The organism is Streptomyces cyaneus, assembly GCF_004028635.1.
GTDB lineage: Bacteria > Actinomycetota > Actinomycetes > Streptomycetales > Streptomycetaceae > Streptomyces > Streptomyces cyaneus.
Genome location: NZ_RQJW01000016.1, coordinates 113398 through 128632 on the forward strand (window position 1 = coordinate 113398; position 15235 = coordinate 128632).

Consider the following 15235-nt stretch of genomic DNA (forward strand, 5'->3'; position numbering starts at 1 on the left):
GCGCGCCCGGTCTACTCGCGGTTCCCGGGGTTCTCTAGCGGTTCTAGCGGTTCTCCGGGTTCCCCGGCAGCTGGGTGTCGTCGACGACGTGTACCGCGGCCTCCTCCGCGCCGGGCGCCGTGTCGTCGGCGTCCTGGTCGGAGGCGGGTTCCGTCGCCTCGGGGACTTCCTGGGTGAGGCGTTGGTCGAGGGTCTCACCCTCGTGCTGTTCGGCGGCCGTGGTGCCGTGCTTGGTGACCCCGAGCGGCCGCTCCGGCGGGGAGTAACCCTCGTCGAGGGTCTCGTCGTAGGTCCGCTCGTCCACCGCGTCCTGCGGATCGAGCGGCGCCGCGTCCTGCTGTTCCTCGTTGCTGCCGGTGGGCTGGTAGGCGTCGTCCGCCATCGGCTCGGAGGGCGTGTGTTCGGTGTCCATGCCGGCCTCCCTCACTCGCGTGCGTCGGATGGTCGTGCGCTGTGCGCGTCCTGAACCGCGTTTCCCGTTGTGCGCTCTCCAACCCCGGAGGATCTCAACGCCCTTGAAGCCTCAATGAGTAGGGCTATCATCACTCGCACACACGGCGTGACCGTACGGCGACGCACCGACGTGCCGTATCCGCCACCCCTTTGTGCCGCCCCTGCCCCGAGGTCAACCCTCCACGGTCCGTGGCGTTGTACCACCCCACCCCCCATACGCCGTCGGGGCCGGTTCGCCCTCGCGTCGTGCACAACGGAAAGCAGCGCATCGATGAGCAACAGCAGGGGCAGAGGGCTGCAGGCCAATGTCCTCGGTACGTTCGACACGGTGGTGATGGCGGTCGCGGGCAGCGCCCCGGCCTACTCGATCGCCGCGACCACGGCGGTCCTCGTCGGCACGGTGGGCCTGGCCAGTCCGGCCGCGCTGCTGTACTGCGCGATACCGATGCTGGGCATCGCGCTGGCCTTCAGCTATCTCAGCCGGATCGACGTGAACGCGGGCGCCAGTTACTCCTGGGTCGGGCGTACGCTGCACCCCTTCCTGGGCTTCATCAGCGGCTGGGCGCTGGTGATCTCCGCGACCATCTTCATGGTGGCCGGTTCCCTGCCGGCCGGGTCGATGACGCTCGCCCTCTTCGACGAGGAACTCGCCGAGAACACCGCGCTGTCGACGCTGGTCGGTGCCGGCTGGTTCCTGATCATGCTGTTCGTGGTGCTGGGCGGCGCCCGCCTCACCGTCCGGGCGCAGCTGGTGATGTCCGGTGTCGAGCTGGCGATACTGGCTCTGTTCGCCGTACTCGCCCTCTTCCACTCGGGCAGTGCCCGGGCGTTCGACTGGTCCTGGCTCGGCTTCGGGCACTTCGACGGGGTGACCGGGTTCGCCTCGGGGGCGTTGATCGCCGCGTTCTACTACTGGGGCTGGGACGTCACCAGCAACCTCAGTGAGGAGACCCGCAACAGCCGCCGTACGACGGGCCTCGCGGGGCTCATCGGCGTCGGCATCGTCTTCCTGCTGTTCGAGGTGTTCACCATCGCGGTGAACGTCATCCTCTCCGCGAAGCAGATCCAGGAGAACGACGCCAACGTGCTGGCCGTGCTCGGCGAGGAGGTGTGGCCGGGCTGGGGCGGCAAGTTGCTGATCGTGGCGGTGATGCTGTCCACCATCGCCACCCTGGAGACCACGCTGATCCAGGTCACGCGCTCGCTGTTCGCGATGGGCCGGGACCGTACGATGCCGTCCGCGCTGGGCCGTGTGCACCGCCGGTGGAACACGCCGTGGGTGGCGATCGCGGTGGTGGGCGTGGTGGCGCTGGCGATGTTCATCGCCGCCAACTCCCTGGGCACGGTGGGCGACATCCTCTCCGACGCCATCTCGGCGATCGGGCTGCAGATCGCCGTCTACTACGGACTGACGGGTCTCGCCGTGGTCGTCGCCTACCGCCGGATGCTGCTGAAGTCGGTGGGCAACTTCTTGCTCGGCGGTCTGTGGCCGTTGCTCGGGGCGCTGTTCATGTTCTGGATCTTCGTCGAGTCGCTGGGCGAGCTGAGCAGGTCCGCGATCGCGATCGGCATCGGCGGTCTCGCGGCCGGGCTGATCCCGATGCTCTGGTACTGGCGGCAGGGCAGCGACTACTACCGGCCGGCCAAGCTGGACGCCGCGCGGACCGTCGAGGCGGACTACGTCCCGGCCGGCGTCGGCGGCCCGAACTCCCCTGTCCACGAGGGTCTTCCCACCGACTTCTGAGGGGACCCGCGATGCCGCGAGGCAGCTTCAAACGCGACTTCACTCCCGACTTCGACCCCGACTGCGGGGACGCCCCCCTCACCTGCGCCCGCCAGGACATCGTCATCGGCCGCTGGCAGGGGCTGCGGGAACTGCTGCGGGCCACCGGCCCCGATTGGCTGGTGCGAGGCCACCGGATCCGGCTGCTCGCGCAGGCCTGTGCGGGCAGTTCGACGGTGGAGTCATGGCTGGCCGCCGAGCCGCACAGCGCCGACGCGCTGGTGCTGCGGGCGGCGACGGAGACGGCCCGGGCGTTCAATCTGGCCATCGCCGCGGGCCGGGGCACACCGATCGACCAGCAGCGCATCGACACCGCGGTGCTGTCGTGCCTCAAGGCCGCCGACACGTACCCCGACGATCCGACGCCGTGGATCTCGCTGATCTCCGTCGCCCGGCTGTATCCGTCGGGCATACGCCGCCAGGAACTGGGGCTGTGGTGGGACGAGTTGCACCAGCGCGACCCGTACAGCGTGGAGGGCCACCTCCAAATCCTGCACTACTACTCCTCGCGCTGGCACGGCACCCACGGCCAGATGTACGACTTCGCCCGCGACGCGGCCGGCGTCGCACCGCCGGGCTGCGCGCTGCCGGTGCTCGTGCAGTACGCCCGCGTCGAGGAGTTCCGCTACGCCCTGGACGCGGCCAAGGGGCAGCATGCCTCCGTGGGACTCGGACAGCACTGGAGTCACGACGGCGCCGTCAGTGACGTACGCCGGACCTGGGAGCGCTGGATCATGGGCCGCACCGACAACAGCGTGGCCCCCGGGGAGCTGCGCGACCTCAACTACCTGGCGCACGCGGCGTGTTACGCGGGTGCCCACGACATCGCCGCAGCCCTGTTCCGGATGCTGGGCCGCCGGGCCACGCGGGCTCCGTGGGTGTACCTCGGCGATCCGGAGAAGCAGTTCGTGAGGTGGCGGGGGGAGATGGTGCTGCGCGGATGACCGGCTAGCGGCGAGCCGGTTGGGCCTTGTCCCAGGCGATCCGGCCATTTCTCAAGGCAATCCCGCCTTGTCTCAAGGTGATTCGGTGTGCGGCCCCGCCGTCCACCTCTCCTCGATCCGGCCGATCCGCCACACCAGGAGGGCGACGATCCAGGTCGCGGCGAAGAGGCCTACGACGACGAAGCCGACGGTGTTGAGGTCGAGGCCGGTGATCCAGCTCCAGAACGGGCCGTGCAGGGCGAGGCGGTCCGCGAGGAGCTCGACCGTGCCGATGAGCAGGGCGACCGCGACGGACAGGCCGGTGACGGTGAGGTTGTAGTAGACCTTGCGGACCGGCTGGGAGAACGCCCAGCCGTAGGCGAAGTTCATGAACGTGCCGTCGATCGTGTCCAGCAGCGACATGCCGGCGGCGAAGAGGACGGGCAGGCAGACGATCGCGTACCAGGGCAGACCGGAGGCGGCGCCCGAACCCGCCAGGACGAGCAGGGCGACCTCGGTGGCGGTGTCGAAGCCGAGGCCGAAGAGCAGGCCGAGCGGATACATGTGCCAGGGCTTGGTGACCGACCTCGTGACCCGGCCGAGGAGCCGGTTCATGAAGCCGCGCTTGTTCAGCTGCTCTTCCAGGGCCGCCTCGTCGTAGTGGCCCGAGCGCATCCGGCGGAACACCTTCCAGATGCCGGCGAGGGCGACCAGGTTGATCGCGGCGATCAGATAGAGGAAGGCCCCGGAGACCGTCGTACCGATCAGGCCGGTGATGTCGTGGAGGCGGGAGCCGTCGTCGCGGAGCGGTCCGGCCAGGGTCTTCACGCCGAAGGAGAGCAGGAGCGCCAGGGCCATGACGACACTGGAGTGGCCGAGCGAGAACCAGAAGCCGACCGACAGCGGCCGCTGCCCCTCCCCCATGAGCTTGCGGGTGGTGTTGTCGATCGCCGCGATGTGGTCAGCGTCGAAGGCGTGCCGCATGCCGAGCGTGTACGCGGTGACGCCGATGCCGATACCGAAGGACTGCGCGCCGAGGCTGTAGTGCTCGGGCGCCACGACGGCGACCAGGGTGAACCAACCGATGATGTGCAGGGCCAGCACGAACGCGGCCATGCCGCCGACCCTGCTCCACTCCTGCCGCGTCATGGAGGTACGGACGCGGTGCCAGGCCGTGCGCTGCGCGGGGGCCATGGCGGGGAGGGTCGGAGTGGAGCCAGGGGCAGCCGTCATCGGGGAGGGAGTGACTTTCTTGTGGCGGGCGGCTGCGTTGTACAGCCTGCGGCCATCCTCCAGTACTTGCAAACCATGTGCAGTAAAGGCCGTGGCAGTTCTTGGCCATGCAGAGGGAAAGGGGGAGGACTGAAGGCCCGTCAGGGGGTGGCGTTCGGACCGTCCGGGCGGCTGCGGCGCTGCTCCACGATCTCGCGGCTCAGCTCCTCGGTCTCCGACTCGGGCAGCCGCTCGAAGCCGTCCTCCGTGATCACCGAAACGATGGGGAAGATCCGGCGGTTGATGTCCGGTCCACCGGTCGCGGAGTCGTCGTCCGCCGCGTCGTACAGCGCCTGCAGCGCGGCCAGGGCAGCCTCACGCCGGGACATCCCCGCCCGGTACAGCTTCTTCAGAGCGCCGCGGGCGTACGGCGATCCGGAGCCCTCGGCGTGGAAGTCGTACTTCTCGTACGGTCCCCCGACCACCTCGAAGTCGAAGATGCGTCCTCGCGCGCCCTCGGGGGCCCCGAAGTCGTAGCCGGCGAGGAGCGGGACGACGGCGAGGCCCTGCATGGCCTGGCCGAGGTTCTGGCGGATCATGCCGGCGAGACGGGTCGCCTTCGCCTTGAGGGTCATCGGGATGCCCTCGATCTTCTCGAAGTGCTTCAACTCGACTTGGTAGAGCTTCACCATGTCCAGCGCGAGTCCGACGGTGCCGGCGAAGGCGACCGCGGTGTAGTCGTCCGCGGGGTGGACCTTCTCCAGGTCGCGCTGGGCGATGAGGTTGCCCATGGTGGCCCTGCGGTCGCCGGCGATCAGCACGCCGTCACGGTAGGTGAGGGCCAGCACCGTGGTGCCGTGCGGGAAGCGGTCGGGTGCGGCGCGGACGCCGTCGGGGAAGGGGCGGCGCATGGGCAGCAGGGCCGGGCGGTGGGCCGCCAGGAAGTCGGTGAAGGACGAGGTCCCCGGAGTGAAGAACTCTTCCCCCAACCGTCCGTCGTGCTCACTGCTCGCCATCACGCTCCCCCTCCTCCGTGCGGACCGACAACCGGTCGACAGTCGGCCGACAACCGGACTCCTACCTGAACCGGCCGCCCGGGAAACGCCTTTGCCGCTCACAGTGCCCTGCGAACCGACACCGTCAGCAGACGATGTCCGAGCACCGCGGAGGCGACCGCCGGGTGTGGGCAGCAGGGCGGCCGGCGGCCACGGCGCATGCGGCGGTCGGCGACGGCGAGTCGGACCGCGCCGGTCTCCAGTACCGGCCATGGGCTGCGGGCCAGGCGGGCGACAGCCGCCAGGACGGTGAGCGTGAGGACGGTGTGCCACTGGGCACGTCGGCTCCGGGGTGTGGTGGGGGCCCTGCTCCGGCGTCAGGCCGGCCCGCCCGCGCCCGGCGCCGGGGCGATGCGGACGTCGAGGCCGTCGAGGCGGTGCAGCTTCCAGTCGCGGGCGTACCGGGGAGGCTTGCCGCCGGGTGGGGTGAGGGCGCCGACCGGGACGCTGCGGGCGGTCCGCAGGATGTCGGCTGTGGTGGTGTTGGCGTTGTGGCCACGGATCGCGCCGGAGGAGCAGCCCGTGTAGTAGCCGACGGGAATGGCCTCGTGCCCGGTGAGCAGACAGGGCGGGCGTACGCCGAGGCGGTGGAGCTCGGCGGCGGAGTGGGCCCAGGCGTGGCGGCCGGCGGTCGTGCGGTCCACGGCGCGGTGCAGGACGGCGTACTGCACGGCCAGATGTCCGGCGAGCCCGAGCGCGATCACCGCGGCGACGGCGGGGCGCCACCGGCCGGACGGCGCGATGAGGAGGTGGAGCAGGGCGTCCGCGACGGGAATGGCGACGAGTGCGTAGGCGGGCAGGAGGAAGCGGGGCGCCGCGTATCCGATGAGGAACAGGTAGGGGAAGGCGGCCGTCCCGGCGCAGACCAGCGGGAGGAGGGTGCGGGTGGTGCGTACGCCTCGGATCGCGATCGCCAGGCCGTAGACGGCGAGCAGGGGGAGGACGAACCACCAGGCGAAGACGGCCGGGTGGGGCATCTCGCCGTTGCAGGGCCGGCACAGGGTGCTGCCGACGAGGCTGCGCAGCTGGTCGTCGACGGCGAGGTTCCAGCCGAGGTCGCCCTGGATGCGGGAGGCCGCGTTCAGTCGTTCGTGCAGGCCGCCGAAGCTGAGGTACGCCTCGATGACCCACTCGGCGCCGCCGGCCGCGAGGCCCGCCAGGAGGGCGGCCCCGAGTCGCCAGTGCTGTGCCACCAGCGCGAGGGCGAGCAGCGGCAGCGTGACCCATACGGCGTCGGTGGGCCGCATCCACGCCATCAGCGTGGCACCGGCCAGGACGCCCCACAGGGCCCGTCGGTCGAGGCGGTGCAGGCGGTCGGCGCGGGCGCGCAGGAAGCAGCCGACGCAGAGCAGGGCGCCGAGCGCGACCCAGAGGTTGGGCATGGCCTGTGGGCCGTAGAAGAGGGTCATCCACAGGGTGGCGAAGAAGGCGCCCGCGCCGGCCAGGACCCGGGCCGGGAACAGTCCGCGCCAGGCGCGCAGGGCGAGATACAGGCCGAGTCCGGACAGGACGGCGAGAAAGACCCGCAGCAGAGTCGTGGACGACGACCAGGAGGCGATGGGCCACACCAGCAGCGAGACGCCACGCGCGCGTGGTGCGCTGAAGAAGGCTGCCGGCGCCTCGGTGCCGACCTGGCTGACATACACCACCTCGTCCCAGCCGAGGCCCATCGAGGGCCGCACGAGGAGGAGTTGGGCGAGGGTGAAGAGGCCTGCCACGGCGGCGAGCAGTCCGTCACCGCCCGACCGCCACGACCGGTTGGCCACGAGCGAGTCGTCGCGCCACCCCGTGCTCACGAGCATGGGCTTCGTGCCGTGGACCATCGTCCGCCCCTCCCCCTACGCGTCGCAGGGTTTCTGAGCCCCGTGGCCGGGCGAGTTGGGCAGCGGGGAGCCGGGAAAGCACCGAAAACACGGACAAACTAACCCGTAGAGGACAAGCGTGCGGCGAGATGTTCGGCCAGGTGCCTGACGCAGGCCGGCCGTCAGTCGTGCCGGCCGGGTGACACACTCTGCTGTGTGGCCCTGACCTTCGACGATCTCCTCGTCCGCGCCCGGTCCCTTCCCCGCGACGGCCGCCGTGCCGTCCTCGGCATCGCCGGCAGCCCCGGTGCGGGCAAGACGACGCTCGCCGAGCACTTGGTGCGGGAGCTGAACGGTGCCGGGGAGCCCTGGGTCGCCCACGTGCCGATGGACGGCTTCCACCTCGCCGACGTCGAGCTGGACCGGCTCGGGCGCCGGGACCGCAAGGGTGCGCCCGACACCTTCGACGCGGCGGGGTACGCGGCGCTGCTGCGGCGCCTCCACGAGGAGGCCGGCGGTGGCATCGTGTACGCGCCCGGCTTCGAGCGGGTCCTGGAGCAGCCGATCGCCGGGGCCGTTCCTGTGGAGCCGACGGCCCGGCTGGTGGTGACCGAGGGCAACTATCTGCTGCTGGACACGGGGGCGTGGGCGCGGGTGCGGCCGCAGTTGGACGAGGTGTGGTTCTGCGAGCTCGACGAGCCGGAGCGGCTCCGGCGGCTGGTCGCCCGGCACGAGGAGTTCGGCAAGCCGCACGAGCAGGCGGTGGCGTGGGTGCTGGGCTCGGACCAGCGCAACGCGGAGCTGGTCGCAGCGACCCGGGACAGGGCGGACCTGGTCGTGCCCGGCACGGCGTTCCCCCTCCCCCAGGAGCCGCCGGCCGCCCGCACGAGAGCCTGACGGTCCATGGGCCTGGACATCTCCGTCCGCGTTACGAGGCCGTCAGGGGTCAGCTCCGGCTCTCCGTCTGCGTCGCCGGCCGCCTCGCCGATCACGGCGGTGAACGCCTCGGTGCGGACCGTCAGCGCTGAACCGTCGTGCGCGAAGGTGGGCGCGAAGGGACCCGTCGGCCCGTAGCGTACGGCGAAGACGTGCAGGTCCTGCGGGGCGCCGGGGGCCGGTTCGGCCTCCAGGGCCGTCGAGCTGACCAGGTGGCTCCAGCCCTCGTCGGGGTTGCCGTAGCCGCGGGGATCGGCCGCCAGGGCGAAGGCCGCCTGTTCCTGGGTCAGGTCCGCGCGGGCGTCGAAGTGCTCCACGCCGTCCGACTCCGGGTGCGTCAGACGGAGTGCACCGGCCGATGTGACCTCGCCGTCCGCGATCCTGCGTACGCGGTCGCCGTCGTCGGCGGCGTACGGCAGGCCGGCGAGCAGATACGGCGATCCGGGGAGCCGTTCCACCGCAACGGTCGTCCACAGGCTGGTGCCGTCGGTGACGTACAGGGACCGGACATGGCGCAGGACGTGGTCGCGGCCGACGACCGGCTTGGTGACCAGCTTGGCGGTGAGCCGGTCGGCGCGGACGTCTCGGACCCGGACCTCGCCCATCGGGCGGCAGAACAGGAAGCCGTCCGTCACCGGGCCGAAGCCGTGCTGCCGGTTCACCGCCGCGGGGAGGTAGTAGGTGCCCGCGGCCTCGACCAGCGACGGGGTCATACGGTCGTCGAAGGCCACCGAGACCGTGCCCGCGCGCAGTTGGTGGCGGGCGGGAGCGGTCGACGGTGTGCGGTGCCAGCGGGTGGCGTCCTGGATCTGCCAGACCAGCATCCACGCGAAGTGACCGTCGACCTTGCCGTCCGCCTTGACCGCGTGCCGGCCCCAGCGGCTGTCGCCCCGGTAGCGGCCGAGGTCGGATCCGATCCGGGCACCGAAGTAGCGCAGGCCCAGGACCGACTCGAAGCCGCTGTGCTGCTCGCTGTAGCGCGGGCCGCCGTTGTCGAAGCCGCCGCCCGTCAGCCGGGCGTCGATGTAGCGGGCGAGCGCGTCGCCGTCCTCGGCGAAGATCTCCTCGCCGCTGATCCGGTGGGCCTGGGCGAGGAAGGACAGGGAGATCGGGCCGTAGTTGTTGTCGTAGGCGCCGCCGTGCTCGGGAGGCAGCAGAGCGCCTCGGTCCGCGACGCGGTGGGCGCGGATCTTGTCGGCGTACAGGGCGAGCGCGCGCGAACGCACCGGCTCGCCCTGCTCCGGCGGGAGATGGCGGGCCAGCATCAACCCGCCGACGATACAGCCGATGGCCTGGTTGCCCGCCTCCTGCGGGTTGAAGAAGGTCGCCTCGGTCAGCCAGCGCCAGTAGCCGTGCGCCACCTCGACGAGTTCAGCGCGCTGCTCGCCCTGGACGAGCCCGTCCGCCAGGTCCAGCACGTTGACGGCCTGGAGGAGCGCCCACACCGTGCTCGGCCAGTCGCCGATGGGGTGGGCGCCGGAGGCGAGGGTGTAGCGGGCGTACGGCAGACCCGTGTTGCGCGCCTTCAGGTTCGGGTAGCCGGGGTTGTCCTCGGTGTACACCCGCTCACGCAGGTGGAAGGCGAGGCTGCGGCGCACCGCCTCGGGCAGACGCGGGTCCTTGCCGCGCTGCCAGGCGAGGGCGAGCAGCGAGGTGATGCCGAGGGAGGTGTCGCCGATGTCGTCGACGCAGTCCGGGTGTTCCAGGTTGCCCTCCGGCGTGAGCCGGGCCAGGGCCTGCTCCGCGACACCGGCGAGGACGGCGTCGTACGCATCGGGGGTGTCGGGGAGGTCGTGCAGGGCGCCGAGCTGGCGAGGGAGATGCACGGGTGGTCAGCCCTTCATGCCTGAGATGGCCATGGTGTAGGTCGTCGGGGTCACGCGACAGGTGCGGGTCGGACAGCGCGCAGTGTGACGGTCAGTGTGTGCGGGCCGAGTCCACCGATGTAGACGCGGTTCCCGGTCGTGGCATCGGTGCCGCCCACCACGGTGTAGTCCTGACCCGGGTCGTACCGTAGTACGTCGCTCCGGTCCGGCCCGGCGAGCGGTTCGCCTGCCTCGACGTCGGCCTCGACCCGGATCTCGTCGTCGCCGACCCGGTAGGTCATCGGTCCGGTCGTCAGGCACCAGCGTCCTTCGCCGATCGGGACGACGCCCTGCGGCTCGCCACCCGGCCGGAAGGTCAGTTCGAGGGTCCAGGGCACCGGTGGGCCGCTGATGTCGATCCGCAGGTCGGCCCCGTCCTCCCGCAGGTCGACCTCGACTCGGGTCGTGTGGGAGACCTCGTCCTGAGGGCGGTCGGGGAAGGCCATCGCCGCGGAGAAGCGGCCCTCGTCCACCAGGCGGTAGGCGCCGTCGTCGCGCCTCCGGTCCTTCGGGAGCGGCTGGTAGTAGGCGGTTGTGAGGGTTTGGGTGAGCCGGTACCGGTTGTCGGCGAGCTGTTCCATCTCGGCGGCACGGAATGGGCCCAGGTCGAAGAACACCCGCGAGACGCGGACCGCGTCGAGGACGGCGGCACCGGCGAACAGCCGCAGGAAGGTGGGGTTGCAGGCGAGGCCCGAGCGGATGCGCCGGTGCTCGGGCACGTCGGAGCCGCCGTACACCACGGTGTGCGCGGTGGCCGAGACGTGTGCGGCGAGGCGTGCGGTGGGGAGGTACCGGTCGCGCGGGAGCTTCTCCGCGTCCGGGGCCGGCAGGGCACGGCACAGATCCGGGGTGAGGAGGGTCTGGGCGAGCAGGTCGGGGTCGTCGATGCCGTCGGCGGCCGCCAGGCGGGCCGCGCGGGCGAAGTCGCCCCGGCCGGTGCGGATCGCGAGCAGCCGGTAGTGCGGCAGGTAGGGCCACAGCGCGAACGAAAGCCTCTGGTCCTGGCGGCGCGAGTGGACGGTCTCCACCGTGCCGTCCGGCCTGATCAGGTCCAGGGTCGCGGCGAGGTTGCGTTCGACGGCGTCCAGCAGGTCGGTACGCCCGAGCACCTCGGCCAGCAACAGCAGCGCCGGGTTGGTCACGATGGACGCGTAGACGGCACTGCGTTCCGAGTACAGGCCCTCCGCGTCGATGTCGACGCCCTCGGAGAGCCACTCCTCGATGCGGTCGAGCAGCCGGTCGTCGGGGAACGACCGGTGCAGCCGGGCCAGCGCCGCCGACAGCTCCCAGCGGTGGTTCGGGGTGTGCACCCCACCGGTCAGGAGGCTGCCGGAGGCGGCGCCGGCGATCTCGGCGAGCGCGGCCGTGACCTCGCGCAGTTCCGGCCCTCCGTCGGCGGCGAGGACGTGCGCGTCGCACACGTCGTTGACGGTGAACGCGGAGTCCGGCGGTGACTGCACGTTGTCGCCGCCGGCGAAGAGGCCGGTGGTGGTCTGCGCGGCCCGCAGGGCACGGAGGTGGGTCATCGCGGCGGCGACGGCCTGCCCGCTGCCGTGCAGTGCCGAGTCCGGGGAACGGTATGCCGCGACCAGGGTCTTCACCCGCCGCGCCAGACCACGGTGCGGCACACCGGCGGGTTCCTCGTCGGGGCCGGCTGCCAGCGGGGCGGCCTGCCGGTCGGCGGCGCGGGCCGCCGCGTGGACGAACTCGTGGTCGAGCGGGGTGGGCAAGGTCAGTCCTTCAGTCCGGCGTTGATGTCGGCATTCATGACGTAACGCTGGAACACCAGGAAGACGAGGATCAGCGGGATCATGGAGATGACCGATCCGCCGAGCAGCACCGACCAGTTGATGTTCTGCGCCCCGACAAGGCTCTGGATGCCGATCTGCACGGTGAACTTTTCGGGGTCGTTGAGCATCAGCAGCGGCCAGATGTAGTCGTTCCACCGCCACTGGAACGACAGGATGGCGAGCGTCAGCATGATGGGCCGGGAGATCGGCACCATGATCCTCAGGAAGATCGACAGCTCACGCGCGCCGTCGATGCGGGCGGCCTCGATGAGCTCGTCGGGGACCGTCAGGAAGAACTGGCGGAACATGAAGCATCCGGTCGCGGTGAGCACGGCCGGGAGGATGATGCCGGCGAGCGAGTTGTAGAGGCCGAGGTCGCGAACCACCAGGAACTGCGGGGCGAGCATGACCTCGGACGGCAGCATCGTGGTGGCCAGGATGCCGACGAAGAAGACCTTGAGCCACTTGTTGTCGTACTTGGCCAGCGCGTACCCCGTGCAGCAGCTGACTCCCACCGTGAGGATCGTCGCGATCACACACACGATGGTCGTGTTGATGAAGTACTGGGAGAAGTTGGCGCTGTCCCATGCCGCCTTGTAACCCGACACGGTGGGGTTGTTCGGGAACAGCGTCAGCGGAAGGGAGAACAGGTCACCCGCCGGTTTGAAGGAGCTGAGGACGAACCACAGCACCGGAATCCCGTAGAGGGCCGCCAGGACCCACAGCAGGGTCGTCGCGGGCACCGCGCGCCGAAGCCCACCACTGGCCGCGCCGCTGGGCCGCTTCTTGCGGACAGCCCGTCCGGGCCCGGCGTCGACCTTGCGTGGCATGTCTGTGGTTGTCATCGGTTCTCCACCCGCCGGTTGACCATCAGCTGGATGATCGCGACGGCCATCAGGATGAGCATGAGCACGAACGACGCGGCGCTCGCGTAGCCGATCTGGCCCGATTTGAAGCCGGTCTGGTAGATGTACTGGACGAGCAGGTTGTTCGACGTTCCGGGTCCGCCGTTGTTGAGGGAGGCGAACAGCGGGTACTCCTTCATCCCGTGGATGGTGTTGAGCAGGATGACGATGAAGGAAGTCGGCGCGATGCTCGGCAGTGTGATGCTGATGAACTGGCGCCACGGACCGGCGCCGTCGAGCGCGGCCGCCTCGTAGTACGACGTCGGTACGTTCTTGATCGCCGCGATGAACAGCAGCATGGAGAAGCCCGTCCAGGCCCAGGATGCCGCCACCACGACCACCAGCAGCGACAGGTCCGCGTTCGACTGCCACGGAACGGCACTTCCGCCGACCTTCTCGATGAGGTAGTTGACCAGTCCGAAGTTCTCGCCGAACAGCCATCGCCACAGGACACCCACGACGATGGGCGACAGCAGCCACGGGATGAAGAAGAAGACGCGGGCGACCGACACGCCCTTGGCGTGCTTGCTCACCAGCAGGTTGGCGATGAGCAGCGAGAACACGAAGTTCATCGGAACGAAGAGCACGGTGTACAGCAGCGTCCGGGTCATCGCGTCGTAGAACGTGGAGTCCCCGAACAGGTTGCTGTAGTTGTCCAGTCCGACGAACTGGAACGCCCCTACGCCCGTGTAGTTCGTGAAGGAGTAGACGAGCCCGATCACCGCCGGCCAGACGAAGAACAGCGCGAAGAGCACGACATTGGCCGCGATGAGGACGAGCGGCGCGAGCGTGTACTTGCTGCGTCTCCTGGGCGGGCTCACGGACACGTCCGAGGCGCGTTTTGTCATCTTCCTGACTCCGTGCTGGTGGAATGGTTTCCTGTGGGCTCAGGCCATGAGCCCTGCATCACGTGGGGTCCGCAGGCCCGGGCGGCGGTGTCTCGACCCCGCCGCCCGGGCCTGTCGGCCTACGATCAGCCGCCAACCTGCTGGTTGTAGCCGTCCACGATGTTCTGCAGGGCCTTGTCGGCCGACTGCTGGCCGTTGATCGCCTTGCCGAGCTCCGTCTTGGTCGGGTCCTCGGTGAGGCTCTTGCCCTTCAGCACCCAGTTCGTCTGCGCGCCGTTGAAGTAGCCGGAGATCGGGTCGTAGAGCGGGATCGACTCGTTGTACAGCTTGAACGCCGCCTGCGCCGCCTCGGACTTGAAGGGGTACTTCGGGTTCAGACCGCTCTCGACCGGCAGGAACCCGGACGCCTCGCACAGCGCCTGGTAGTGGGCCGGCTCGTACAGCCAGGACAGGAACTTCGTCGCGGCGGTGGCCGCGTCGGGGTTGTTGTTGAAGCCGACCGTCATGCCGCCGCTGTTGACGTCGCTGGCCTGCACCGGCTGGGCGGGCGTCGGGACGCTCGCCCACTCGAACTTCTTGATGCTCTCCGCGAAGGCGGGAACCTGCCACACGCCGGACCAGTAGGCGACGACGTCACCGCTCTGGAACATGGCGGACGGGTCGGCGCCGCTGGTCCACACCGACTTCGGCATGGTCTTGTCGTCGTTCCATCCGACGAAGGTGTTCACGGCCTTCTTGGTCGCCGCGTCCACCGAGAACTTGCCGGAGTCGTCGGCGTGGACGTACTTCCCGCCCATCTCGTACACCATGGCGCGCAGCCGGGACGGCGACTGGTCGAACGTCAGGGAGTACTTGGCGTCGGTCTTCTCCCGGACCTTGTCGGCCGCCTTGATGAACTCGGTCCAGGTCCAGGTCTTCTGGGGCGAGGTCGGGTAGGAGACGCCGGCCTTCTCGAAGAGCGACTTGTTGATGAACATGCCGGACGCGGTGACGTCCGAGGGGATGGACAGCACCTTCCCGGACGAGTCCTTGGCGAGGAAGTTGCCATTGATCTTGTTGGTCTTGTTGTTGGCGATGGAGCTGAGATCGATCAGCTTGTTCGACCAGATCGGGTCCAGCGCCGGCACGGCCGCCACGTCGGGCAGGGAGTTCGCCTGCGCGGCGTTGTGCAGCTTCGTCGTGTAGCCGTCGTAGGGGATGTTGACGAGCTTGACCTTGACGCCGGTTTCCTTCTCGTACTGCGCCACCATCTTCTTCCAGCCCGCGTCCTGCCCCGGGACCGTGGAGATCCAGAACGTCAGCGACTTGGAAGTCCCGCCCGAGTCGGATCCCCCTCCGCAGGCGGAGAGCAGCAGGGCACCTGCCGTTGCCACGGCAGCGAGGGGAACCACGCGGCGCATGCCGCCGCGGCCGAGTCGGCGGGAGCGCCGCACACCCACATTGGTCATCTTCAATCCCTTTTCGTCGTAGCGGAAGAAGCACGGCGCCAGCCGAGGCGGCACGGGTGCATTTTGCAGGAGATTTCGCTTTCCGGGGGGCGCGGCCTCGCCCGGCCGCATCGCCTTGACGGGTGGGATCCCCGGCCATGAGGGCCGTCGTCGCACAAGCACGCCCTCGTGCGGCTGCCGTACTTCGAGTACGGGCGGGAGGCTCACCCGGAGTC

At 69.9% G+C, this 15235-nt stretch carries 11 protein-coding genes and 1 pseudogene; 3 read left to right on the forward strand and 9 right to left on the reverse strand.

Annotated elements, in window-relative coordinates; all coding sequences use genetic code 11:
* Positions 1 to 43: 43 nt before the first annotated feature.
* Positions 44 to 412, reverse strand: a complete 369-nt coding sequence (locus EHO50_RS38520; RefSeq protein WP_128436491.1) for a hypothetical protein — start codon at positions 410 to 412, stop codon at positions 44 to 46.
* A gap of 312 nt (positions 413 to 724) precedes the next feature.
* On the opposite strand from EHO50_RS38520, the gene EHO50_RS38525 reads away from it, so the two are divergent.
* Positions 725 to 2197, forward strand: coding sequence for an APC family permease (locus tag EHO50_RS38525; RefSeq protein WP_128436492.1), 1473 nt, complete (start codon positions 725 to 727; stop codon positions 2195 to 2197).
* A gap of 11 nt (positions 2198 to 2208) precedes the next feature.
* Positions 2209 to 3180: a hypothetical protein gene (locus EHO50_RS38530; RefSeq protein ID WP_128436493.1), complete on the forward strand. Its 972-nt coding sequence runs from the start codon at positions 2209 to 2211 to the stop codon at positions 3178 to 3180.
* Between the two features lie 72 nt (positions 3181 to 3252).
* Here the strand turns inward: EHO50_RS38530 and nicT are convergent, their stop codons facing one another.
* From nicT to EHO50_RS38550, 3 genes are all read right to left on the reverse strand, one after another.
* Positions 3253 to 4392: a Nickel transporter NicT gene (gene nicT, locus EHO50_RS38535; RefSeq protein WP_181449770.1), complete on the reverse strand. Its 1140-nt coding sequence runs from the start codon at positions 4390 to 4392 to the stop codon at positions 3253 to 3255.
* A gap of 140 nt (positions 4393 to 4532) precedes the next feature.
* Positions 4533 to 5387, reverse strand: coding sequence for a proteasome subunit beta (gene prcB, locus EHO50_RS38540; protein WP_128436494.1), 855 nt, complete (start codon positions 5385 to 5387; stop codon positions 4533 to 4535).
* 356 nt (positions 5388 to 5743) lie between these two features.
* Positions 5744 to 7249: a hypothetical protein gene (locus tag EHO50_RS38550; RefSeq protein ID WP_246101806.1), complete on the reverse strand. Its 1506-nt coding sequence runs from the start codon at positions 7247 to 7249 to the stop codon at positions 5744 to 5746.
* A gap of 195 nt (positions 7250 to 7444) precedes the next feature.
* On the opposite strand from EHO50_RS38550, the gene EHO50_RS38555 reads away from it, so the two are divergent.
* Positions 7445 to 8125 carry a nucleoside/nucleotide kinase family protein gene (locus tag EHO50_RS38555; RefSeq protein WP_128436495.1) on the forward strand — a complete coding sequence of 227 codons (681 nt, stop codon included), beginning with the start codon at positions 7445 to 7447 and terminating at the stop codon, positions 8123 to 8125.
* 47 nt (positions 8126 to 8172) lie between these two features.
* Here the strand turns inward: EHO50_RS38555 and EHO50_RS38560 are convergent.
* From EHO50_RS38560 to EHO50_RS38580, 5 genes and pseudogenes are all read right to left on the reverse strand, one after another.
* Positions 8173 to 9990, reverse strand: a pseudogene (locus tag EHO50_RS38560) (hypothetical protein); the annotation flags it as partial.
* 50 nt (positions 9991 to 10040) lie between these two features.
* Complete coding sequence (locus EHO50_RS38565; RefSeq protein ID WP_128436496.1) at positions 10041 to 11759, reverse strand: hypothetical protein; 1719 nt, start codon at positions 11757 to 11759, stop codon at positions 10041 to 10043.
* 2 nt (positions 11760 to 11761) lie between these two features.
* Entirely contained in the window at positions 11762 to 12664 is a 903-nt protein-coding gene (locus EHO50_RS38570) for a carbohydrate ABC transporter permease (protein ID WP_128436497.1), read from the reverse strand.
* Positions 12661 to 13572: a carbohydrate ABC transporter permease gene (locus EHO50_RS38575; protein WP_128436498.1), complete on the reverse strand. Its 912-nt coding sequence runs from the start codon at positions 13570 to 13572 to the stop codon at positions 12661 to 12663. The genes EHO50_RS38570 and EHO50_RS38575 overlap by 4 nt, the downstream gene beginning before the upstream one ends.
* Positions 13573 to 13697: 125 nt before the next feature.
* Positions 13698 to 15020 carry an extracellular solute-binding protein gene (locus EHO50_RS38580; RefSeq protein WP_128436499.1) on the reverse strand — a complete coding sequence of 441 codons (1323 nt, stop codon included), beginning with the start codon at positions 15018 to 15020 and terminating at the stop codon, positions 13698 to 13700.
* Positions 15021 to 15235: the final 215 nt, after the last annotated feature.

What these genes read in the sequence shown, in the direction of transcription:
- EHO50_RS38520 (WP_128436491.1), bottom strand. Translation starts at nt 412, where the DNA reads ATGGACACCGAACACACGCCCTCCGAGCCGATGGCGGACGACGCCTAC.
- EHO50_RS38525 (WP_128436492.1), top strand. Translation starts at nt 725, where the DNA reads ATGAGCAACAGCAGGGGCAGAGGGCTGCAGGCCAATGTCCTCGGTACG.
- EHO50_RS38530 (WP_128436493.1), top strand. Translation starts at nt 2,209, where the DNA reads ATGCCGCGAGGCAGCTTCAAACGCGACTTCACTCCCGACTTCGACCCC.
- nicT (WP_181449770.1), bottom strand. Translation starts at nt 4,392, where the DNA reads ATGACGGCTGCCCCTGGCTCCACTCCGACCCTCCCCGCCATGGCCCCC.
- prcB (WP_128436494.1), bottom strand. Translation starts at nt 5,387, where the DNA reads ATGGCGAGCAGTGAGCACGACGGACGGTTGGGGGAAGAGTTCTTCACT.
- EHO50_RS38550 (WP_246101806.1), bottom strand. Translation starts at nt 7,249, where the DNA reads ATGGTCCACGGCACGAAGCCCATGCTCGTGAGCACGGGGTGGCGCGAC.
- EHO50_RS38570 (WP_128436497.1), bottom strand. Translation starts at nt 12,664, where the DNA reads ATGACAACCACAGACATGCCACGCAAGGTCGACGCCGGGCCCGGACGG.
- EHO50_RS38575 (WP_128436498.1), bottom strand. Translation starts at nt 13,572, where the DNA reads ATGACAAAACGCGCCTCGGACGTGTCCGTGAGCCCGCCCAGGAGACGC.
- EHO50_RS38580 (WP_128436499.1), bottom strand. Translation starts at nt 15,020, where the DNA reads ATGACCAATGTGGGTGTGCGGCGCTCCCGCCGACTCGGCCGCGGCGGC.